This window comes from Pseudomonas sp. W4I3 (assembly GCF_030816195.1).
Classification (GTDB): domain Bacteria; phylum Pseudomonadota; class Gammaproteobacteria; order Pseudomonadales; family Pseudomonadaceae; genus Aquipseudomonas.
Map to the genome: position 1 here is coordinate 2,480,049 of NZ_JAUSXS010000001.1, position 22,418 is coordinate 2,502,466.

21 protein-coding genes are annotated in these 22,418 nt (G+C 60.8%); 8 read left to right on the top strand and 13 right to left on the bottom strand.

Going from position 1 to position 22,418, the window contains the following annotated elements:
- Window positions 1-76: 76 nt before the first annotated feature.
- From QF045_RS11475 to gcl, 8 genes are all read right to left on the bottom strand, one after another.
- Window positions 77-1,081 carry a sulfate ABC transporter substrate-binding protein gene (locus QF045_RS11475; protein ID WP_306492286.1) on the bottom strand — a complete coding sequence of 335 codons (1,005 nt, stop codon included), beginning with the start codon at window positions 1,079-1,081 and terminating at the stop codon, window positions 77-79.
- Window positions 1,082-1,177: 96 nt separating this feature from the next.
- The gene (locus QF045_RS11480; RefSeq protein WP_306492287.1) at window positions 1,178-2,002 is read right to left on the bottom strand and encodes an ion transporter; all 825 of its coding nucleotides are present in this window, start codon (window positions 2,000-2,002) and stop codon (window positions 1,178-1,180) included.
- Between the two features lie 31 nt (window positions 2,003-2,033).
- A complete protein-coding gene (locus tag QF045_RS11485; RefSeq protein WP_306492288.1) occupies window positions 2,034-2,909 on the bottom strand; it encodes an urea transporter in 876 nt (291 codons plus the stop codon).
- Between the two features lie 105 nt (window positions 2,910-3,014).
- Window positions 3,015-4,430, bottom strand: a complete 1,416-nt coding sequence (gene pyk, locus QF045_RS11490; protein ID WP_306492289.1) for a pyruvate kinase — start codon at window positions 4,428-4,430, stop codon at window positions 3,015-3,017.
- Window positions 4,420-5,700 carry a glycerate kinase gene (locus tag QF045_RS11495; RefSeq protein WP_306492290.1) on the bottom strand — a complete coding sequence of 427 codons (1,281 nt, stop codon included), beginning with the start codon at window positions 5,698-5,700 and terminating at the stop codon, window positions 4,420-4,422. Before QF045_RS11495 ends, pyk begins: the two co-directional genes overlap by 11 nt.
- A gap of 177 nt (window positions 5,701-5,877) precedes the next feature.
- On the bottom strand, window positions 5,878-6,768 hold the full coding sequence (locus QF045_RS11500; RefSeq protein ID WP_306492291.1) for a 2-hydroxy-3-oxopropionate reductase: 891 nt from the start codon (window positions 6,766-6,768) through the stop codon (window positions 5,878-5,880).
- Window positions 6,769-6,910: 142 nt separating this feature from the next.
- On the bottom strand, window positions 6,911-7,693 hold the full coding sequence (gene hyi, locus QF045_RS11505; protein WP_306492292.1) for a hydroxypyruvate isomerase: 783 nt from the start codon (window positions 7,691-7,693) through the stop codon (window positions 6,911-6,913).
- A gap of 10 nt (window positions 7,694-7,703) precedes the next feature.
- Entirely contained in the window at window positions 7,704-9,479 is a 1,776-nt protein-coding gene (gcl, locus tag QF045_RS11510; protein WP_306492293.1) for a glyoxylate carboligase, read from the bottom strand.
- A gap of 256 nt (window positions 9,480-9,735) precedes the next feature.
- Here gcl and QF045_RS11515 point away from each other — a divergent pair, with 256 nt between their 5' ends.
- Window positions 9,736-10,176, top strand: a complete 441-nt coding sequence (locus tag QF045_RS11515) for a heme-binding protein (RefSeq protein WP_124385821.1) — start codon at window positions 9,736-9,738, stop codon at window positions 10,174-10,176.
- Between the two features lie 135 nt (window positions 10,177-10,311).
- Here the strand turns inward: QF045_RS11515 and QF045_RS11520 are convergent, their stop codons facing one another.
- On the bottom strand, window positions 10,312-10,917 hold the full coding sequence (locus QF045_RS11520; protein WP_306492294.1) for a TetR/AcrR family transcriptional regulator: 606 nt from the start codon (window positions 10,915-10,917) through the stop codon (window positions 10,312-10,314).
- A 135-nt stretch (window positions 10,918-11,052) separates the two neighbouring features.
- Between QF045_RS11520 and QF045_RS11525 the strand changes: the two genes are divergently transcribed.
- A complete protein-coding gene (locus QF045_RS11525; RefSeq protein WP_306492295.1) occupies window positions 11,053-11,967 on the top strand; it encodes a DUF808 domain-containing protein in 915 nt (304 codons plus the stop codon).
- A 55-nt stretch (window positions 11,968-12,022) separates the two neighbouring features.
- Here QF045_RS11525 and QF045_RS11530 read toward each other — a convergent pair whose 3' ends face one another.
- Window positions 12,023-12,811 (bottom strand): VacJ family lipoprotein, encoded by a 789-nt coding sequence (locus QF045_RS11530; protein ID WP_306492296.1) that lies wholly within the window; start codon window positions 12,809-12,811, stop codon window positions 12,023-12,025.
- Window positions 12,804-14,102, bottom strand: a complete 1,299-nt coding sequence (locus QF045_RS11535) for a serine/threonine protein kinase (protein ID WP_057722697.1) — start codon at window positions 14,100-14,102, stop codon at window positions 12,804-12,806. Before QF045_RS11535 ends, QF045_RS11530 begins: the two co-directional genes overlap by 8 nt.
- A gap of 235 nt (window positions 14,103-14,337) precedes the next feature.
- Between QF045_RS11535 and QF045_RS11540 the strand changes: the two genes are divergently transcribed.
- Entirely contained in the window at window positions 14,338-14,706 is a 369-nt protein-coding gene (locus QF045_RS11540; protein WP_306492297.1) for a hypothetical protein, read from the top strand.
- Window positions 14,707-14,811: 105 nt separating this feature from the next.
- On the opposite strand, the gene QF045_RS11545 is transcribed toward QF045_RS11540, so the two are convergent.
- A complete protein-coding gene (locus QF045_RS11545; protein ID WP_306492298.1) occupies window positions 14,812-16,365 on the bottom strand; it encodes a glycosyl hydrolase family 17 protein in 1,554 nt (517 codons plus the stop codon).
- A gap of 332 nt (window positions 16,366-16,697) precedes the next feature.
- On the opposite strand from QF045_RS11545, the gene QF045_RS11550 reads away from it, so the two are divergent.
- The 3 genes from QF045_RS11550 (at window position 16,698) to QF045_RS11560 (ending at window position 19,777) form a co-directional block, all read left to right on the top strand.
- Window positions 16,698-17,549 (top strand): glycine betaine ABC transporter substrate-binding protein, encoded by an 852-nt coding sequence (locus QF045_RS11550; protein WP_003233255.1) that lies wholly within the window; start codon window positions 16,698-16,700, stop codon window positions 17,547-17,549.
- Window positions 17,550-17,810: 261 nt separating this feature from the next.
- A complete protein-coding gene (locus QF045_RS11555; protein WP_306492299.1) occupies window positions 17,811-18,122 on the top strand; it encodes a DUF485 domain-containing protein in 312 nt (103 codons plus the stop codon).
- On the top strand, window positions 18,119-19,777 hold the full coding sequence (locus tag QF045_RS11560) for a cation acetate symporter (RefSeq protein WP_306492300.1): 1,659 nt from the start codon (window positions 18,119-18,121) through the stop codon (window positions 19,775-19,777). Before QF045_RS11555 ends, QF045_RS11560 begins: the two co-directional genes overlap by 4 nt.
- Before the next feature lie 246 nt (window positions 19,778-20,023).
- Here the strand turns inward: QF045_RS11560 and gltA are convergent, their stop codons facing one another.
- Entirely contained in the window at window positions 20,024-21,313 is a 1,290-nt protein-coding gene (gltA, locus tag QF045_RS11565) for a citrate synthase (protein ID WP_078047629.1), read from the bottom strand.
- Between the two features lie 365 nt (window positions 21,314-21,678).
- Between gltA and sdhC the strand changes: the two genes are divergently transcribed.
- The gene (gene sdhC, locus QF045_RS11570; protein WP_124361976.1) at window positions 21,679-22,053 is read left to right on the top strand and encodes a succinate dehydrogenase, cytochrome b556 subunit; all 375 of its coding nucleotides are present in this window, start codon (window positions 21,679-21,681) and stop codon (window positions 22,051-22,053) included.
- Window positions 22,047-22,415, top strand: a complete 369-nt coding sequence (gene sdhD, locus QF045_RS11575; protein ID WP_003233245.1) for a succinate dehydrogenase, hydrophobic membrane anchor protein — start codon at window positions 22,047-22,049, stop codon at window positions 22,413-22,415. Before sdhC ends, sdhD begins: the two co-directional genes overlap by 7 nt.
- Window positions 22,416-22,418 lie beyond the last annotated feature (3 nt).

Sequence of the window (22,418 nt, forward strand, 5' to 3'; positions counted from 1 at the left end):
GTGTATCAGTCAATGCCTGTGCTGCTGACCCACCGCTATCGGGAGCAAGCCCCCTCCCACAGTATTGAGGAAACGCTTACTGGCCGGAGTAGATCTGGTCGAACACCCCACCATCGTTGAAGTGGGTTTTCTGCACGGTGCGCCAATCGCCAAAGGTCTTCTCCACCGACAGGAAGTCGACTTTCGGGAAACGGTCGGTGTATTTGGCCAGTACCTTCGGATCACGCGGGCGCAGGTAGTTGTTGGCGGCGATTTCCTGACCTTCCGGCGACCACAGGTACTTCATGTAGTCTTCAGCGGCCACGCGGGTGCCTTTCTTCTCGACCACTTTGTCCACCACCGACACCGGCGGTTCGGCTTCGGCGGAAACGCTTGGGTAGATCACCTCAAACTGATCACGACCGAATTCACGGGCGATCATTTCCGCTTCGTTTTCAAAGGTCACCAGCACGTCGCCGATCTGGTTGGTCATGAAGGTGGTGGTGGCGGCGCGGCCACCGGTGTCGAGTACCGGCGCTTGTTTGAACAATTTGCCTACAAAGGTCTTGGCTTTTTCTTCATCGCCGCCGTTCTTCAGTACGTAGCCCCAGGCCGACAGGTAGGTGTAGCGGCCGTTACCCGAGGTCTTCGGGTTGGGCACGATGACCTGTACGCCATCCTTGAGCAGGTCCGGCCAGTCTTTCAGAGCCTTCGGGTTGCCCTTGCGCACGATAAACACGGTAGCCGAGGTGAACGGTGCGCTGTTGTTCGGCAGGCGCGTGACCCAGTTGTCCGGCACCAGCTTGCCGTTGTCGGCCAGGGCGTTAATATCGGTGGCCATGTTCATGGTGATCACGTCCGCGGGCAGGCCGTCGATCACCGAGCGCGCCTGTTTGCTGGAGCCGCCGAAGGACATCTGCAGGGTCAGCTTGTCATTCGGGTGCTCGGCGTCCCAATGTTTCTGGAAGGCGGCGTTGTAGTCTTTGTAGAAATCACGCATCACGTCGTAGGAGACGTTGAGCAGAGTGACCGGTGCAGCCTGGACGGCGCCGGCCAGGGCCAGGCCGGCGGCCAGGAGAGAGGCGCTGAGGATGTTTTTCACTGCTCATTCCTTGTTGTTCGAGAGAAGGGGGGAGGCACAATGCCAGCGACTATAGCCGGGGCCGCATAGTCGCTTAAAGATTAAAAAGAACTTTGCTTATTCCACTTTCTTAAACAGGTTGCTGCCACAGCGCGAGCAGAATGCTGCATTGGGCTCGTGGCTGTTTTTCTGGCATACCGGGCAGTCGGTCTGCAGTTGTTCACCGCGCATGGCGCTCGCCAGTTCTGCGGTGAATATCCCGGTGGGCACGGCAATGATCGAGTAACCGGTGATCATCACCAGCGATGAAATCACCTGGCCCAGGGGAGTCTTGGGCACGATGTCGCCAAAACCCACGGTAGTGAGCGTCACGATCGCCCAATAGATGCCCTTGGGAATGCTGGTAAATCCGTGTTCCGGGCCTTCGATCACGTACATCAGGGTACCGAACACCGTCACCAGGGTGCACACGCTCACCAGGAACACCACGATCTTCTGCTTGCTGCCGCGCAGCGCCGCCATCAGGTAGTTGGCCTGCTTGAGGTACGGGCTGAGTTTGAGCACGCGAAAGATCCGCAGCATGCGGATGATGCGGATGATCAGCAGGTACTGCGCGTCGCTGTAATACAGCGCGAGGATGCCGGGGACGATGGCGAGCAGATCCACCAGGCCGTAAAAGCTGAAGGCATAGCGCAATGGCTTGGGCGAGCAGTAAAGCCGCAGGCCGTACTCGATCAGGAAGATGACGGTAAAGCCCCACTCGATATACGCCAGCACGTTGGCGTAGTTCTGGTGGATCTGGTCGATGCTGTCGAGCATCACGATGACCAGGCTGGCGAGGATGATCAGCAACAGGATGCCGTCAAAGCGGCGCCCGGCGACGGTGTCGCTTTGAAAAACCATGACGTAGAGCCGCTGGCGCCAGTCGTTGTTGCTGTCCATAAGTGCTGCCCGAGATGAATATCGGCAAAGCCTAGGGGGATTCGAACGGCCTGTCCATGCGCGGTGTGCGCAGCATTCGCTGGCTGGCGCGCACCAGCCAGCAGGCGAGAATGAACGGCGCGGTCAGCGCCGGCAAATGCAGCGCGGCGAAGCCCGGCGTGAGCAGGATGGCCAGCACGATGCCAATCAGCGGCAACCAGGGGCGGCGGCGAGACTGGCTCAGCGCCAGGGCGGCCAGCGCGGGGTTGTAACTGTGCAGGCCGAGCAGGGCACCGCTGGTTTCGCCCAGCAGCACGGCGACCAGTATGCCGGCGATGGCGCCGGTCAGTGCCCACATGGCGGCGCGACGGTCAGCCAGCAGCAGGCCGAACGCAATCAAGGCTCCGGCCAGGGGCTGGTCCAGCAACATGACTTGCGCCAGCCCGGTGAATGGGGCGCCGAGCAGCGCCAGCGTATCGGGCTCGCTCAAGGCGAGGGTGCCTGGCGCCATGTTGCCCAGCAGCAACCAGCCCAGGCCGACAAAGGGCGCAGTGTAGGCGGGCAAATTCTCGGGGCGCGAGGCATGCTTGAACCACTGGCGCACCAGCATTGCGCTCAGGCCGCCACACGCCAGGATCAGCGGCGGTACCAGCGCCGACCAGGCAAAGTGCTGGCTGATCAACAGGCCCAGCAGCACGCCGTTGTAGCTATATAAGCCGGCCTGCCGCTCAGGCTTGGGGTAACCCCGGCGCTGGGCCGTGAGCAACCCCGCGACGCCGCCCAGCAAGGCGCCGCCGAGCAACGCCGGGGCGCCGATCAGGATCGCCAGCAGGCACAGCAGGCCGCACAGCGGGTGGCGCTGCAGGAAAATCTGGCTGAAGCCATTGAGCAGGGCTTCGGCCCAGTCGGGGCAGGTGGGGTTGTGCATGGCAGCTCCCTGTAGGAGCGAGCTTGCTCGCGAAAAACCCAAGGGCGCCGCGTGCATTCAGGATGCCCGCGTCATCGTTGACGTTTTTCGCGAGCAAGCTCGCTCCTACAGTAGGGTTTCGATACGCAGCGAATTGGTAGACCCCAACTGCCCGAACGGCACCCCCGCGGTAATCACCAAGGTATCCCCGCGTTGCGCCATGCCTTGCGCCTGGGCGATCTCCAGCGCGGTGGAACACACCTCATCCACCTGGCGCAACCGATCGTTGACCACCGAGTGCACCCCCCACGCCACGCTCAAGCGCCTTGCCGTGGACAGGTTCGGTGTGAGGTTGAGGATCGGCGCCACCGGCCGCTCCCTGGCCGCGCGCAGGCTGGAAGCGCCCGACTCGCTGTAGTTCACCAGCACCGCCACCGGCAGGATGCTGCTGATACGCCGGATCGCACAGCTGATGGCGTCCGACACCGTGGCATCCGCCCTCGGCCGGCTGACGTCCAACTGAGCCTGGTAATCCGGGCCGTTTTCCACCTGGCGGATAATCTTGCTCATCATCTGCACGGCTTCCAGCGGGTAGTCGCCCGATGCGGTTTCCGCCGACAGCATCACCGCGTCCGCGCCTTCGGCCACCGCATTGGCCACGTCGGTGACTTCGGCGCGGGTCGGTGCCGGGGAGAAACGCATGGATTCGAGCATCTGTGTCGCCACCACCACCGGTTTACCCAGCTGGCGGCAGGTTTTGATGATGTCCTTCTGGATTTGCGGCACGCTTTCGGCCGGCACTTCCACGCCCAGGTCGCCGCGGGCGACCATGATCGCATCGCTCAGTTCGGCGATTTCCCGCAGCCGTTGCACCGCCGAGGGCTTCTCGATCTTGGCCATCAGGAACGCCCGGTCGCCGATCAGCGCGCGGGCTTCGCGGATGTCTTCCGGGCGCTGCACAAACGACAGCGCCACCCAGTCCACGCCCAACTCCAGGCCGAACGCCAGGTCGCGACGGTCCTTGGCGGTGAGCGGGCTGAGTTCCAGCAGCGCCTGCGGCACGTTCACGCCTTTGCGATCAGATAGTTCGCCGCCATTGAGCACCGTGGTGTCGATGGCGTCGGCGTGTTTGGTGAGCACGCGCAGGCGCAGCTTGCCGTCGTCCAGCAACAGGTCCATGCCCGGTTGCAGTGCCGCGATGATTTCCGGGTGGGGCAGGTTGACCCGACGTTGATCGCCTGGCGTTTCATCCAGGTCCAGGCGCAACGCCTGGCCGCGCACCAGTTGCACCTTGCCTTCGGCAAAACGTCCCACCCGCAGCTTGGGCCCTTGGAGGTCCATGAGGATGCCCAGCGGGTAGTTCAACTGGCGCTCTACCTGGCGAATCCACTGGTAGCGTTGCGCGTGATCGGCATGGTCGCCGTGGCTGAAGTTCAGCCGGAAGATATTCACCCCGGCTTCCACCAGTTCGCGGATGTCATCGATCCCATCGGTGGCCGGGCCCAGGGTGGCGAGGATTTTGACCTTCTTGTCAGGCGTCATGTTTGGCAGTCTCAAGGATCAGGATGGCGCGGAAGTCGTTGACGTTGGTGCGGGTCGGCTCGGTGACAACCAAGTCGCCCAAGGCGGCGAAATAGCCGTAGCCGTTGTTGTTATCCAGCTCGTCGCTGGCGCTCAGGCCCAGGGCTTCGGCGCGGCGGTAGCTGCAGGGGGTCATGATTGCGCCGGCGTTGTCTTCCGAACCGTCGATGCCATCGGTGTCGCCGGCCAGGGCGTAGACGCCGGGCAGGCCCTTGAGGCTGTCGGTGAGGCTGAGCAGAAACTCTGCGTTGCGCCCGCCACGCCCATTGCCGCGAACGGTGACGGTGGTTTCGCCGCCGGAGAGGATCACGCACGGCGCCGCCAATGGCTGGCCGTGCTGCACAATCTGCCGGGCGATACCGGCGTGCACCTTGGCCACGTCGCGTGCTTCACCTTCGAGGTCGCCGAGGATCAGCGGGCTGAAACCGGCCTGGCGTACTTTCACCGCCACCGCTTCCAGGGACTGCTGCGGCCGGGCGATCAGTTGGAAGTGGCTGCGGGCGAGCAACGGGTCGCCGGGTTTGACGGTCTCCGACGCGGGGTCCTGCAACCAGTTACGCACCGAGGCGGGAACGTCGATGCTGTAGCGCTTGAGAATCGCCAGGGCCTGTTGCGAGGTGCTTGGGTCGCCCACCGTGGGGCCGGACGCGATCACCGTCGCCTGGTCACCCGGCACATCGGAAATCGCGTAGGTGTAGACCGTTGCGGGCCACGCAGCCTTGGCCAATCGCCCGCCCTTGATCGCCGAGAGGTGCTTGCGCACGCAATTCATCTCGCCAATGGTCGCGCCGGACTTGAGCAGGGCTTTGTTGATGCTTTGCTTGTCGGCCAGGGTAATGCCTTCGGCGGGCAGGGCGAGCAATGCCGAGCCGCCGCCGGAGAGCAGGAAAATCACGCGGTCGTCATCGTTCAAATGGCTGATCAGTTCCAGCACGCGTTTGGCCACGGCGAGGCCGGCGGCGTCGGGCACGGGGTGCGCGGCTTCGACCACTTCGATTTTCTTGCACGGTGCGCCATGGCCGTAGCGGGTGACGACCAGGCCGGACACCTCGCCCTGCCAGCAGTCCTCCACCACCAGCGCCATGGCGGCGGCGGCCTTGCCCGCGCCGATCACGATCACGCGGCCACTGCGGTCGGCGGGCAGGTAAGGTTCCAGCACTTGTCGGGGATGGGCGGCGTCGATGGCCGTGGCGAACAGCTCGCGAAGCAGGTGTTGTGGATCGACCGACATAAGCGGGCTCCCGGGGGGTTCTTGTTATTAGGGCTGCAGCAATTTCAGACTTGAAATGGGACTAAATGTGGGAGGGGGCTTGCCCCCGATGACGGTGTGTCAGGTGTAGATGATGTGACTGAAACACTGCTATCGGGGGCAAGCCCCCTCCCACACTGATTTGCATTTCATTGCGGCTTATTTATCGCGAATCGAAAAATTCGCCATATGCTCCAACCCCTTGATCAGCGCCGAGTGGTCCCAGTTACCGCCGCCAATCGCCGCACAGGTGCTGAACACTTGTTGTGTGCCGGCGGTGTTCGGCAGGTTGATCCCCAGCTCCCTGGCACCGGCCAGCGCCAGGTTGAGGTCCTTCTGGTGCAGGTTGATGCGAAAGCCTGGGTCAAAGGTGCCCTTGATCATGCGTTCGCCATGCACTTCCAGGATCTTCGACGAGGCAAAGCCGCCCATCAGCGCTTCACGCACTTTCGCCGGGTCGGCGCCGTTCTTGGAGGCGAACAGCAACGCTTCGGCCACCGCCTGGATATTGAGCGCCACGATGATCTGGTTGGCGACCTTGGCGGTCTGGCCATCACCGTTACCGCCGACCAGGGTGATGTTCTTGCCCATCGCCTGGAACAGCGGCAGCGCGCGTTCGAAGGTTTGCGGCTCGCCGCCGACCATGATGCTCAGGGTGCCGGCCTTGGCGCCGACTTCACCACCGGACACGGGTGCATCCAGGTACTGCGCGCCGGTCGCGTTGATTTTTGCCGCGAACGCCTTGGTGGCGGTGGGTGAGATCGAACTCATGTCGATCACCACCTTGTTGGGCGACAGGCCGGCGGCCACGCCGTCGGCGCGCAACAGCACGTCTTCGACCTGCGGGGTATCGGGCACCATCACGATGATGAACTCGGCTTCCTGCGCGACTTGCTGCGGGTTGGCCAGGGCCACGGCGCCGGCGCTGATCAATTCAGCCGGGGCCTTGCCATGATGCTCGGAGAGGAACAGTTGGTGACCTGCTTTCTGCAGGTTGGCGGCCATGGGTTGGCCCATGATGCCGGTGCCGATAAATCCGATTTTAGCCATGAAGAAAATCCTCTTTTTTATTCGATAGATCGTTCCCACGCTCTGCGTGGGAATGCCTCTTGTGACGCTCCGCGTCACGCTTTGGAACGCAGAGCGTTCCTGGCTGAATTCCCACGCAGAGCGTGGGAACGATCAGTGGGCGTTAAATGGCGTTGTGAGTTTTGAGCCAGCCAAGACCGGCTTCGGTGGTGGTCAACGGCTTGTATTCACAGCCGACCCAACCCGCGTAGCCAATGCGGTCCAGATGCTCGAACAGGAAGCGGTAGTTGATCTCACCGGTGCCCGGTTCGTTGCGCCCCGGGTTGTCGGCCAGCTGGATGTGGTTGATCTCGCCCAGGTGCGTGGCCATGGTGCGGGCCAGGTCGCCCTCCATGATTTGCATGTGATAGATGTCGTATTGCAGGAACAGGTTGTCACTGCCCACCTGCTCGCGAATCGACAGCGCCTGCGCGGTGTTGTTGAGGTAGAAACCCGGAATGTCGCGGGTGTTGATCATCTCCATCACCAGCTTGATGCCCACCGCCTGCAACTTCTCGGCGGCGTACTTGAGGTTGGCGACGAAGGTCTTTTCCACGGTTTCGTCATCCACGCCCTGCGGCCGGATGCCCGCCAGGCAGTTGACCTGGGTGTTGCCCAGCACCTGCGCGTAGGCGATGGCCAGCTTGACCCCGGCGCGGAATTCCTCGACCCGGTCGGGGTGGCAGGCCAGGCCGCGTTCGCCTTTGGCCCAGTCACCGGCCGGCAGGTTGAACAGCACCTGGGTCAGGCCGTTGGCGTCGAGCTGCGCCTTGATCTCGGCTGAGCTGAATTCATACGGGAACAGATATTCCACGCCCTGAAAGCCCGCATCGGCGGCCGCTTTGAAGCGGGCAAGGAAATCCTGTTCGGTAAACAACATGGACAGGTTGGCGGCAAAGCGCGGCATAGGGTTCTCCTTAATCGAGCAGGGAAATGGCGGTCGGAGCGTCATTGCCGACCAGGGCCAGGTCTTCGAATTCGTTGACGGCGTTGATCTCGGTGCCCATGGAAATATTGGTCACGCGTTCCAGAATAATCTCAACGATCACCGGCACCTTGAATTCTTCGATCATTTCCTGGGCGCGGCGCAGTGCCGGCTGGATCTGGCCCGGCTCGAACACGCGCAACGCCTTGCAACCCAGGCCTTCGGCCACCGCGACGTGGTCCACGCCATAGCCGTTGAGCTCCGGCGCGTTGAGGTTGTCGAAAGACAACTGCACGCAGTAGTCCATTTCAAAACCGCGTTGCGCCTGGCGGATCAGGCCCAGGTAGGAATTGTTCACCACCACGTGGATATACGGCAGCTTGAATTGCGCGCCCACGGCCAGCTCTTCGATCATGAACTGGAAGTCGTAGTCGCCCGACAGTGCCACCACCTTGCGGCTCGGGTCGGCCTTGACCACGCCGAGCGCCGCCGGAATGGTCCAGCCCAGGGGGCCGGCCTGGCCGCAGTTGATCCAGTGGCGTGGCTTGTACACATGCAGGAACTGCGCGCCGGCGATCTGCGACAGGCCGATGGTGCTGACGTAGCAGGTGTCTTTGCCGAACACTTGGTTCATCTCTTCGTACACCCGCTGCGGCTTGACCGGCACGTTGTCGAAGTGGGTCTTGCGGTGCAGGGTGGCCTTGCGCTGCTGGCAGTCATGGAGCCAAGCGCTGCGGTCCTTGAGTTTGCCAGCGGCTTTCCATTCGCGGGCCACTTCGATGAACATCGTCAGCGCGGAACCGGCGTCGGACACGATGCCCAGGTCGGGGGTGAATACGCGGCCAATCTGGGTCGGCTCGATGTCGACATGAATGAACTTGCGGCCCTCGGTATACACCTCCACCGAACCGGTGTGGCGGTTGGCCCAGCGGTTGCCGATGCCCAGCACCACGTCCGACTTGAGCATCGTCGCGTTGCCATAGCGGTGGGAGGTTTGCAGGCCGACCATGCCCACCATCAGCGGGTGATCATCGGGAATGGTGCCCCAGCCCATCAGGGTCGGAATCACCGGGATGCCTATGAGTTCAGCGAACTCCACCAGCAACTCGCTGGCGTCGGCGTTGATGACACCGCCACCGCTGACCAGCAGCGGGCGCTCGGCCTGGTCGAGCAGGGCCAGGGCTTTTTCCACCTGAATGCGCGTCGCCAACGGTTTGGCCAGGGGCAGCGGCTGGTAGGCGTCGATGTCGAATTCGATTTCGGCCATCTGCACGTCGAATGGCAGGTCGATCAGCACCGGGCCAGGGCGGCCGGAGCGCATTTCGTAGAAGGCTTTCTGGAACGCATAGGGCACCTGGCCGGGTTCGAGCACGGTGGTCGCCCACTTGGTCACTGGCTTGACGATGCTGGTGATGTCGACGGCCTGGAAGTCTTCCTTGTGCATCCGTGCGCGGGGCGCTTGCCCGGTAATGCACAGGATCGGGATCGAGTCGGCCGAGGCGCTGTACAGGCCGGTGACCATGTCGGTGCCCGCCGGGCCCGAGGTGCCGATGCACACACCGATATTGCCGGCCTTGGTGCGGGTGTAGCCCTCGGCCATGTGCGAGGCGCCTTCAACGTGGCGAGCAAGGACGTGATCGATGCCACCCACCTTTTGCAAGGCCGAGTACAGTGGGTTGATCGCGGCGCCTGGGATACCGAAGGCGGTGTCCACCCCTTCACGGCGCATCACCAGTACGGCGGCTTCGATTGCTCTCATTTTGCTCATGGTTTTGGTGCCTCTTGCGTTTTGTAATTGTATACAAGTGGTGTCTGGACAAAGTGTATTCACGGCGAGCAACGCAGGTCAATGCATTTTATAAACTGGCCTTTGCGTTCGTCGGAACGGCTTTTTTCGACGTATGGAAGGTTTTTCTGGAAATATTGTATACAAAAACAAATGTCATTGTGTTCTATTTGTTTGATCGAGCATCTGAACAAACAGACCTCCATCGCATTCCCAATAACAAAAGAAGGACGGCACCATGAGCGCTTTAACCTTGAAACTCGCCACCCAACTGGCCGGCCAGGCCCTCGTCGCAGGGCGTACCATTTCGGCCGCGCCGCTGACCATTGCAGTGCTCGACAGTGGCGGCCACCTGGTGACCCTGCAACGCGAAGATGGCGCCAGCCTGTTGCGCCCGCAGATCGCCATCGGCAAGGCCTGGGGCGCGATTGCCCTGGGCAAGGGCTCGCGCCTGCTGGCGCTGGATGCGCAGCAGCGGCCGGCATTTATCGCGGCGTTGAACAGCCTGGGGCAGGGCAGTGTGGTGCCGGCGCCCGGTGGCGTGTTGATTCGGAATCAGGACGGTGTGGTGCTGGGGGCGATCGGGATCAGCGGGGATACGTCGGATATTGACGAGCAGTGCGCGATTACCGCGATCGAAGGGGTGGGGTTGATGGCGGATGCGGGGGTGTCAGCTTAAGTATTGAGTGGCTGTCAGGTCGCTATCGGGGGCAAGCCCCCTCCCACACTTGATCGGGTTTACACATTTCTATTTGAGAATACAGTCAAATGTGGGAGGGGGCTTGCCCCCGATTAGCCCAGGCACTGCGGTGCATCAGTCCGGCTCACAGCCCTTGAGCACCAGCCGGATAATGGTCTGCGCGGCCGCCTCATAGTCCGCTTCATCCAGCTTGGCCTTGCCGGTCACTGCTGAAATCTGCCAGTCAAAATCCGCGTAGGTCTGGGTGGCGGCCCAGATGCTGAACATCAGGTGGTTAGGATCGATCGCCGCGATCAGGCCACGGTCGACCCAGTTCTGGATGCAGTCGATATTGTGCTTGGCCTGGGCATTGAGCTGTTCGACCTGTTCGGCGCTCAGGTGCGGGGCGCCGTGCATGATTTCGCTGGCGAACACTTTGGAGGCAAACGGCAGGTCGCGGGAGATGCGGATTTTCGAGCGAATGTAGTTGCTCAACACTTCCTTGGGCTCGCCTTCGGGGTTGAATGGCGTGGAAGCCGCCAGGATCGGCTCGATGATGCTTTCGAGCACCTCGCGATAGAGGTTGTCCTTGGACTTGAAGTAGTAATAGACGTTGGGCTTGGGCAGCCCCGCCTTGGCGGCGATGTCGCTGGTTTTGGTCGCGGCGAAGCCCTTGTCGGCAAACTCCTCGCTCGCCGCCCGCAGGATTTTTTCTTTGTTGCGCTCGCGAATGGTGCTCATAAACCAGGAACTTCCTTGCCATGACAGGCGGTTGCGCATGGTAGCACCGGCTATCTGCGGGTCTCAACAATGCACCCGTAAAGCATTGCGCCGCGCTATGCTCTCGCCATCTCTTACTTAACGGATACCCGATTCATGGCAGGAAGCAGCTTGTTGGTTTTGCTTGACGATATCGCCGCGGTACTCGATGACGTGGCCCTGATGACCAAGGTGGCCGCCAAGAAGACCGCCGGCGTGCTCGGCGATGACTTGGCGCTTAACGCCCAGCAGGTTTCCGGCGTGCGTGCCGAGCGGGAAATCCCGGTGGTGTGGGCGGTGGCCAAGGGCTCGTTTCTGAACAAACTGATCCTGGTGCCGGCTGCCTTGCTGATCAGCGCGTTTGCGCCATGGGCGGTGACGCCGTTGCTGATGCTGGGCGGCGCCTACCTGTGTTTCGAAGGTTTCGAAAAACTCGCCCACAAGTTTCTGCACAGCAAGGCTGACGATCAGGCTGAACATGCGCAGTTGACCGAAGCGGTGGCCGACCCGGCGACAGACCTGGTGGCCTTCGAAAAGGACAAGATCAAAGGCGCGGTCCGTACCGATTTCATCCTCTCGGCCGAAATCATTGCGATCACCCTGGGTACCGTGGCGGATGCACCGTTGATGCAGCAGGTGATTGTGCTGTCGGGTATCGCGATTGTGATGACTATCGGCGTCTATGGCCTGGTGGCCGGCATCGTCAAACTGGATGACCTGGGCCTGTGGCTGGTGCAGAAACCCGGCCAGGTGGCGCGCAGCATCGGCGGTGCGATTTTGCGCGCGGCGCCGTACATGATGAAGAGCCTGTCGGTGATCGGCACGGCGGCAATGTTCCTGGTCGGCGGCGGGATTCTCACCCACGGCGTGCCGGTGGTGCATCACTGGATCGAAAGCGTCAGCCAGAGCATGGGCGGGCTGGCGTGGTTGGTGCCGACGCTGCTCAATGCAGTGGCGGGGATAATCGCAGGCGCGGTAGTGCTGGCCGTGGTCAGGGTGGTCGGCAAGGGCTGGAAAGCGCTCAGGGCATAAATTGACGCGCACAAAAAAGGCCATTCGATTGAATGGCCTTTTTTTCGCCTTTTAATTACTCGGCGATCTGCAACTTGCGCGATTCGGTGTAGATATAGCGCACCTTCTCATACTCGAACGGTGAGTTCATCTGGCCGTAGCGGAAGCTGGTCTGGTAGCGCTTGTCTACGGCGCGCAGGGCCCAGATTTCCGGGTGATTGGAGCTGACTTCGGACACGTTGAGGAAGTTGATCTGCGACTCGGCGGTGTAGTCCACCAGCAAACCGCCGGTGTCGCGCACGTTCGACGGGCCAAAGATCGGCAGCACCACGTAGGCCCCGCCCGGCACGCCGTAGAAGCCCAGGGTCTGGCCGAAGTCTTCGCTCTGGCGCGGCAGGCCCATGGCGGTGGCCGGGTCCCACAGGCCGGCGATGCCGAGGGTGGTGTTGACCAGCAAGCGTCCGGTGGTCTCCAGGGAGCGATGGCCCTTGAGTTGCAGCAGGCTGTTCAACAGGTTGGGCACGTCGCCCAGGTTGTTGAAGAAGTTGCTCACGCCGGTGCGCAGGAAGCTCGGTGTGACGTAGCGGTAACCGTCCACCACGGGCAGGAACACCCATTGGTCGAAGCGATAGTTGAAGTGGTACACGCGGCGGTTCCACGACTCCAGCGGGTCATAGACGTTGAGCGCGGTCAGCGATGAGCGCTCGAATTCACGCTGGTCCAGGCCTGCGTTGAATTTGAGTTTGGTCAACGGTTCCTTGAAACCGTCGGCATCGACCTTGACCGGTTCATGGGCCTTGCTGTTGTCGGCATTGGCCACGCCAGCGCACATCAGTGCGGCAAGCAGCAGAAGATATTTAGCCACGGAAGAACTCCAGCATGGCGTCGGCGTTGACGCGGTAATTGAGGTTGCCGCAGTGGCCGCCCAGCGGGTAGACGGTCAAGCGATCGCCGAAGGTTTTACGCAGGAAACCCAGGTCGCCCGGGCCCAGGATGACGTCGTCGGCGTTATGCATCACCGCGATCTTCGGGCTGGCGTGCAGGTAATCCTTGAGTGCATACAGGCTTACCTGGTCCACCAGTTGCAGCAGGCTGCCACCGTCGGAACGGGCGCGCCACATCGGGATCACCTGTTCGGTGAGGTAGCAGTCGAAGTCGCATTGCAGGGCACGCTTGAGGAACGGCGTGAGGCTGGTGCCTTCGGTGATCGGGTATTTGGGCGGGATGATCAGGCCACGGCGGTTGATCAGGTCCGAGGTAAAGGCGATGTCGGCGGCGGAGAAGCGGAACGAGGTGCCGATCAGCATGGCCATCTGTTCGTTGGTCAGGTGCTGCTTGGATTGCTGGAAGTCGTAGAGCAGGGCGTCATTGAGGTCAATGTAGCCCTTCTGCTGGAAGTAGCGGGTCAGCTTGCTCAACACCAGCTCATAAAAGGTGGTGGTGTTGTTGATGCCCTTGACCTCGGTCTGCACCAGCTTGTCGAGGTTGGTGATCGAGGTGTAGAGGTTGACCGGCGGATTGAGCAGCAGCACTTTCTTGAAGTTGAAGCTGCGACGGGTTTCGTCGAGCTTGCTGACAAACGCCGCATCCAGGGCGCCCAGGCTGTAGCCGGTGAGGTAGAAATCGGTGACGGGCAGCGAGGCGTTCTGCGCGCGTACGGCCTGCATCACGCGGTACATGTCTTCGGCGTCTTCCTGGGTGATACCCGGGGTGGCGAAGCGCGAGGCGGCGCTGATGAAGTCAAAGCTGGTCGGTGAGGACAACTGCACCACGTGGTAACCGGCCTGGTAATACAGTTTCTTCAGGTACTCGTTGATGCTGCTGTCAAACCGCGCACCGGTGCCGGCGATCAGGAAGATCAGCGGTGCGGCGCGGTCCTGCTTGGCGATACGGTAGGTGAGTTTCTTCACCGCCCAGAAGTTGTCCGGCAGGCTGAACTCGCGCTCAGGGCGCATGTTCAAGGTGTAGTCGGACTGATTGATCTCGTCGTCAGTCGGCAAGGTTGGCCGAAGATCGGGTGGAGTAGTGGCGATGGTCGCTTCGAACGGGTTGGTCAAAGGGTAGCCATAGCTGGCCTGGTCGATATCGACGGCCAGTGCTGACGCACTCAAAAAAAGGCTGCCCAGCAAGGCAGCACAGCGCAAGGAACGGAGCATGACTTAATCCCTAAGAGGAAAGGTGCTGAATGAAATTCGCAGGCTATGACCACCGCGTTGCCACCGAAGTGCCAGCCCTCGGCACGAAAAGTCGGAAAAAAACGTCGGAATCAGAGTAATAGCTGCCAGACGATACACTTTGCCACGCATTGATGAACAGATATCTGCGCAGACACCTTGCTAACGGCCGCCGTGGGATTAAGCTGAGCGCCGTTTTTGCCTATCGGAGTGCCCCATGTCCCGCCGCTTGCCGTTTATCCTGCTGCTTATCGCCCTGCCGTTATGGTTGGCGGCCAGTTACGCCGCGCGTTATGGCTTCATGGAGGACGGGCAGTGGGTCGGTCTCTGTGCGGATGAGGCCAGCCGCTGGGAGTGCCAGGTGCGTTCGAACCTGGGGCTGATGATTCATTTCAAGGTACTGGGTTGGGCGGCGTTGATCACGTCGGTGCTGGCGTTTTTCGTGCCGGGCCGTGCGGGTTGGGCCTTGGCGGTGCTGGGAATGGTGTTCGGGTTGCCGGCGTTGGCGCTCTACAACACCACTTTTGCGGTGTTTGCGGTGGTGATTGCGGGGTTGCGGTTGGTCAGAAAACCTCGCGTCGCCTGACAGGGCCAATCGGGGGCAAGCCCCCTCCCACATTTGACCGTATTCACAAAAAGAAATGTGTGAACCCAATCAAGTGTGGGAGGGGGCTTGCCCCCGATGGCGGTGTCAGGGCTTGCGCACCCGCAGGCAACGCCACAAAGCTGCAACCATGAGCCCGCTCACCAGCGCCCAGCCCCACGCCTGCTGATTCAACAGACCTTCCCGGAACAACTGCGGCGCAATACCGGCACCGATAATGAAGGCCAGCAACGCAATCTCCCGACGCGGCCCGCTCACCGGGCGAACCAGGTACACCAGGGCCGGCAACAGCAGTGCCGCACTTGGGAAGCTGCGATAGCGCGGGTCGAACACCAGCGCCAGCATCATCACCGCGCCGGCAAACCCGGCAATCGCCACCAGCCAGCCTGCACGTTGCTGCAGCCAGTTGAAGGCCCGTTCACGCCAGCCGTCCCTCGCACCGAGCGCCAGCGCGGCGTGCGCCAGTACCAGCAGGTTCAGCACCACCAGCAAGCCTGCCCATACCCACTCATCATTGAAGCGCGCGGTGACGCGGGTGAGTTCAGCCCAGGTACCGATGGAGCACGCGGCGACCACACCCAGCAGCGGCAGCGCCATTGCGTTGCGTGCGCTGCGTACGCGGCCACCCAGCGCCAACGTCGCTAGCACAATGATGCCGCCGACGCCCAGCCACAGCGGCCAGTACGGCACGTTGGTCACCGGCCCGGCGAGGATGCCCTTGTCCTGGCGATCAGCGTCGAACAGGCCCCAGTAACCGCCCACGGCGCCTTCACTGGCGCGTTTCCAGGGCTGGTCAAAGGCTTCAATCAGGTTGTAGCGCCAGCCGTTGGCTTCGGCCATCGCCACGAAACCACGCATGAATTTGGCCTCGTTGACCCGGCTCGGCACGGCGGTTTCGCGTTGGCGGCCTTCACTGGGCCAACCGGTTTCGCCGATCAATATGTCCTTGGGCGCGAACCTGTTGCCGAAGGTCTGGCGTACATCGCCGACGTGCTTGAGCGCCTGGTCGATGCCCGATGGTTCATCTTCCCAGTACGGCAGCAGGTGAATGGTCAGGAAGTCCACCGCTGGGGCAATTTCCGGGTGTTGCAGCCAGAACTCCCACACATCGGCATAGGTGACCGGCTGCTTGATCTGGCTTTTGACCGTCTGGATCAGCGTCACCAGTTGTTTGGCCGTGACTTCCTTGCGCAGCAGTGCTTCGTTGCCGACGATCACCGAGGTCACCACGTCCGGGTTGGCATTGGCGGCCGTGATCAGCTCGTCGATTTCCTTGCGGGTCGCCACCGGGTCACTGCTGACCCAGGCGCCGGCCATTACCTTCAAGCCATGCTTGCGCGCCATGTCCGGCAGGGCTTCCAGGCCGGTCATGGAGTAGGTCCGAATGCATTCGAAACGCGTGGCCAGCAGGGCCAGGTCGGCGTCCATGCGCTCGGGGCGCAGCGTGAACGGCTGGTCGAACGGCGACTGGTCCTTGTCGAAGGGGGTATAGGAGGCACATTGCAGCTTGTGGCTGGCGCTCGCCACATCCGGCAGCACCACTGGCCGGCCGAGGCCATACCAGTAGCCGACGAGGGCGAGCAGGCCGAGGATCAGGGCGAAAAAATAGGGCAGGGCAGGGAAGCGGGCAGTCGCGGGCATGGTCGGCTTATCTGGGGGAGCAAAGGCGCGCATCTTACCCGTAATTGCCGCGTTCCAGTGGGGCTGCATGATTTTGACATGCAAAGTTCGGGCGGGATTTTGTCGGCATGTCCTACAAAATGGCCTGCTGGCGTTGTGATGTCGTTTCTTGCTCAACCAAGGTCGCTGGCAGAGCAGGGTAAAGGCCTACGCAGGTTGATGATAAAACGGTCAGCACTCCACTGATGCCTCAGCAACCGGATCGATGCGCGTGAAGGGGGCGCGGTGCACCGTATAACAACAGGTTGACGTCGCTCGGCATCCGTCGGGCGCAGCACTTTCGGGGAAGTATTATGAAGATGCGACGACTCTTGGGCGCAGCTGCCACTCTGGTAGTTGCGATGGGCTCCACACTGGCCAGTGCCGACAGCAAAACCCTGAGCATCGGCTACGTCGATGGCTGGTCGGACAGCGTTGCCACCACCCATGTGGCGGCAGAAGTGATCAAGCAAAAGCTCGGCTATGACGTGAAACTGCAAGCGGTCGCCACCGGGATCATGTGGCAGGGCGTCGCCACCGGCAAGCTCGACGCCATGCTGTCCGCCTGGCTGCCGGTAACCCACGGCGAATACTGGACCAAGAACAAGGACAAGGTGGTCGACTACGGCCCTAACTTCAAAGACGCGAAAATTGGCTTGATCGTGCCGGAGTACGTCAAGGCCAAGTCCATTGAAGACCTCAAGACCGACACCACCTTCAAAAACAAGATCGTCGGCATCGACGCCGGTTCAGGCGTGATGCTCAAGACCGACGAAGCCATCAAGCAATACGGCCTGGACTACAAGCTGCAAGCCAGCTCGGGTGCCGCGATGATCGCCGAACTGACCCGTGCCGAAGACAAGCAGGAATCCATCGCCGTCACCGGTTGGGTGCCGCACTGGATGTTCGCCAAGTGGAAACTGCGTTTCCTGGACGACCCAAAAGGGATTTATGGTGCTGCTGAAACCGTCAACAGCATCGGCAGCAAGGGCCTGGAGAAGAAAGCGCCGGAAGTCGCGGCCTTCCTGAAGAAATTCCAGTGGGCCTCCAAGGATGAAATCGGTGAAGTCATGCTCGCTATCCAAGAGGGCGCCAAGCCTGATGCGGCGGCCAAGGACTGGGTCGCCAAGCACCCTGAGCGTGTAGCGGAATGGACCGCTAAATAACCCTGCACCTTGATGCAATCCCTTGTGGGAGGGGGCTTGCTCCCGATAGCGGCGTGTCAGCCAGCCAGTTTTCAACTGACACACCGCCATCGGGAGCAAGCCCCCTCCCACATTAGTTTTGCACCGCCTCACATTTTTCTGTGCTCCAGCAATCCCTCGCTACACTCGATCTACTACTAAGGTCGTCTGGAACCCTTTCCACAGCCGCATACAGTGGATACGTTCCAATAATAAAAAAGCTGTGCTGCGAGGATAAAAACAATGAACGACAGCATTTACCTCTCGATTCAAAACAGCCCGCGCTTCAAGGAGCTGGTAAGAAAAAGGGAAAGGTTCGCCTGGATTCTCTCGGCGATCATGTTAGGGCTTTACTCCGCTTTCATCCTGTTGATCGCCTACGGGCCACAAGTGCTGGGGGCCAAGCTCAGCCCTGGTTCTTCGATTACCTGGGGCATTCCCCTGGGCGTCGGGCTGATTGTGTCCGCTTTCATCCTGACCGCTATCTACGTGCGCCGCGCCAATAGCGAATTTGACGACCTGAACAATGCGATTCTCAAGGAGGCTGCGCAATGATCCGGCGTCTATTGGCTCTATTCGGCGCCTCGCTGTTCGCTCCGGCCCTTTGGGCGGCCGACGCGTTGACCGGCGAAGTGCACAAGCAACCACTGAACGTTTCGGCCATCGTGATGTTTGTCGCGTTCGTTGGCGCCACCCTGTGCATCACTTACTGGGCGTCCAAGCGCAACAAATCGGCAGCCGACTATTATGCGGCTGGCGGTAAGATCACCGGGTTCCAGAATGGCCTGGCGATTGCCGGTGACTACATGTCGGCGGCGTCCTTCCTGGGGATTTCCGCGCTGGTGTTCACTTCCGGTTACGACGGCCTGATCTACTCGATCGGCTTCCTGGTGGGCTGGCCGATCATTCTGTTCCTGATCGCCGAGCGCCTGCGTAACCTGGGCAAGTACACCTTTGCCGACGTGGCGTCCTACCGCCTCGGGCAAACCCAGATCCGCAGCCTGTCGGCCTGCGGCTCGCTGGTGGTGGTGGCGTTCTACCTGATCGCGCAGATGGTGGGCGCGGGCAAGCTGATCCAGCTGCTGTTCGGCCTCGATTACCATGTTGCGGTGATCCTGGTGGGCATCCTGATGTGCATGTACGTGCTGTTCGGCGGCATGCTGGCGACCACCTGGGTGCAGATCATCAAGGCAGTGCTGCTGCTGTCCGGTGCCTCGTTCATGGCGCTGATGGTCATGAAACACGTCAACTTCGACTTCAACACGCTGTTTTCCGAGGCGATCAAGGTTCACCCTAAAGGTGAAGCGATCATGAGCCCGGGCGGCCTGGTGAAAGACCCGATCTCGGCATTCTCCCTGGGCCTGGCGCTGATGTTCGGTACTGCCGGCCTGCCGCACATCCTGATGCGCTTCTTCACCGTGAGCGACGCCAAGGAAGCGCGCAAGAGCGTGCTGTACGCCACCGGCTTTATCGGCTACTTCTATATCCTGACGTTCATCATCGGCTTTGGCGCGATCCTGCTGGTCAGCACCAATCCGGCGTTCAAGGATGCAGCAGGCGCCTTGCTCGGCGGCAACAACATGGCGGCGGTGCACCTGGCCAACGCGGTGGGCGGCAGTATCTTCCTGGGCTTCATTTCGGCCGTGGCCTTCGCCACCATCCTCGCGGTGGTTGCCGGCTTGACCCTGGCCGGTGCGTCGGCGGTGTCCCATGACCTGTACGCCAGCGTGATCAAGAAGGGCAAGGCCAACGAAAAAGATGAGATTCGCGTGTCGAAGATCACCACGGTGGCCTTGGGTGTGTTGGCAATCGGCCTGGGTATCCTGTTCGAAAGCCAGAACATCGCGTTCATGGTTGGCTTGGCCTTCTCGATTGCCGCCAGCTGTAACTTCCCGGTGCTGCTGCTTTCCATGTACTGGAAAAACCTCACCACCCGTGGCGCCATGATTGGCGGCTGGCTGGGCTTGATCAGTGCCGTAGGCCTGATGGTTCTCGGCCCGACCATCTGGGTATCGATCCTGCACCATGAGAAAGCGATCTTCCCGTACGAATACCCGGCGCTGTTCTCGATGATCATCGCATTCGTGGGTATCTGGTTCTTCTCCATCACCGACAAGTCGGCGGCGGCAGAGAAAGAGCGTGCGCTGTACTTCCCGCAGTTTGTGCGTTCGCAGACTGGCCTGGGGGCGAGTGGGGCGGTTAATCACTAAGGTTGTAGCTGGATAAGAATGCCCCGGTCGAAAGGCCGGGGTATTTTTTTGTCTGCAGATTTGTGGTGCCTGCTCCGGCCTCATCGGGGGCAAGCCCCCTCCCACATTTGACTGTATTCACACGTTCAGATGTGTGAACCCAATCCAGTGTGGGAGGGGGCTTGCCTCCGATAGCGATACCTCAGGCGGCACAAACAAAAACGGCCTCCACTAAGGGAGGCCGTTTTCAATCCAGCTGGGCAATGCTTACTTGCGATCTTCCAGCTTGGTAATGTCACGCGACTCGTAGCCGGTGTACAGCTGGCGCGGGCGGCCAATCTTGTACGGGCTGGAGAGCATTTCCTTCCAGTGGGAGATCCAGCCCACGGTCCGCGCCAGGGCGAAGATCACGGTGAACATGCTGGTTGGTATGCCGATCGCCTTGAGGATGATCCCCGAGTAGAAGTCGACGTTCGGGTACAGCGAGCGTTCGATGAAGTACGGGTCGGTCAGGGCGATCTCTTCCAGGCGCATGGCCAGTTCGAGTTGCGGATCGTTCTTGATGCCCAGTTCCTTCAACACTTCGTCGCAGGTCTGCTTCATCACGGTAGCGCGCGGGTCGCGGTTCTTGTAGACCCGATGACCGAAGCCCATCAACTTGAACGGATCGTTCTTGTCCTTGGCCTTGGCGATGAACTTGTCGATGTTCGACACATCGCCGATTTCATCGAGCATGGTCAACACGGCTTCGTTCGCACCGCCGTGGGCAGGGCCCCAGAGCGCGGCGATACCGGCGGCAATACAGGCGAACGGGTTGGCACCCGAAGAGCCCGCCAGACGCACGGTAGAGGTGGAGGCGTTCTGTTCGTGGTCGGCGTGGAGGATGAAGATCCGGTCCATGGCCTTGGCAAGCGTCGGGCTGATCGGTTTGATCTCGCACGGCGTGTTGAACATCATGTGCAGGAAGTTTTCCGCGTACGTCAGGTCGTTGCGCGGGTACATCATGGGTTGACCCATGGAGTACTTGTAAACCATTGCGGCCAGGGTCGGCATCTTGGCAACCAGGCGGATCGCTGAAATTTCGCGATGCTGCGGGTTATTGATGTCCAGTGAGTCGTGATAGAAGGCCGACAGGGCGCCGACCACGCCGCACATGACGGCCATCGGGTGGGCGTCGCGACGGAAGCCGTTGAAGAAGGTCTTCAACTGCTCGTGAACCATGGTGTGGTTCTTCACGGTGCTGACGAACTGGGCTTTCTGCTCGGCTGTTGGCAATTCGCCATTTAGCAGCAGGTAGCAGGTTTCCAGGTAGTCCGACTGCTCGGCCAGTTGCTCGATCGGGTAGCCGCGGTGAAGCAGAATGCCATTATCGCCATCGATATAGGTGATCTTCGACTCGCAAGAGGCGGTCGACATGAAGCCTGGGTCGAATGTGAAACGGCCCGTGGCCGTCAGGCCCCGTACGTCGATAACATCGGGACCAACGGTGCCGGTTAAAATGGGCAGCTCGACGGGGGCTGCGCCCTCGATGATCAACTGCGCTTTTTTGTCAGCCATGTGGCCTCCTATTTATGCTTCAAATCATCAGACAGACCCCCCACGCAGGGCCCGCACCACTATAGTGAGATAAATTCAGATGTCAATTTGCCTAAAGTCTTGCTCCAGAAGGCTTTAACCGTACTTTTTCGTCGAAATTGACTGCCATTTACGCCTTTTATCCCGTCAGCGCAATCCGCTATTAGGGTGAGGTGTGCGCGTTGTCATTAGTAACCTAACTGTCTATACTCGGCCACCGACCGCCAAGGGCTTTTGGGCTTGCTTTCATTGGGGGTCGCACTCCCTGGGTGGTGCTTACCTGACCAGTCGCACTCCCCAACAACTTTGCCCTGATTGTTAGGGGCTCTTCAGTGTGAAAAAAAGCCGTGAATAGCCAACGACCTGTAAACCTAGACCTAAGGACCATCAAACTCCCCATCACCGGCGTTACGTCGTTCCTGCACCGTGTTTCCGGCATCATCCTGTTCCTGGGCCTGGGCATCATGCTTTATGCATTGAGCAAATCCCTGGGTTCCGCGGAAGGTTACGCCGAGGTGAAGGCAACCTTGACCAGTCCGCTGGCCAAGTTCGTAGCATGGGGCCTCCTGTCCGCTCTGCTGTATCACCTGGTAGCCGGTGTGCGCCACTTGATCATGGATGCGGGTATCGGTGAGACGCTGGAAGGCGGCCGCCTGGGCTCGAAAATCATCATCGCCATTTCCGTGGTGCTGATCGTTCTGGCAGGAGTTTGGATATGGTAACCAGCGTAACGAATCTGTCGCGTTCGGGCCTCTATGACTGGATGGCACAGCGTGTGTCTGCGGTCGTTCTCGCGGCTTATTTCATTTTTCTGATCGGATACCTCGTCGCAAACCCGGGCATCGGCTATGAGCAATGGCACGGCCTGTTCGCCCACAATGCGATGCGAATCTTCAGTCTGCTGGCCCTTGTGGCCCTGGGCGCTCACGCCTGGGTCGGCATGTGGACCATCGCGACCGACTACCTGACGCCAATGGCGCTGGGCAAGTCCGCGACCGCAGTACGTTTCCTCTTCCAGGCAGTATGCGGCATCGCGATGTTCGCTTACTTCGTCTGGGGTGTGCAGATTCTTTGGGGTATCTGATTC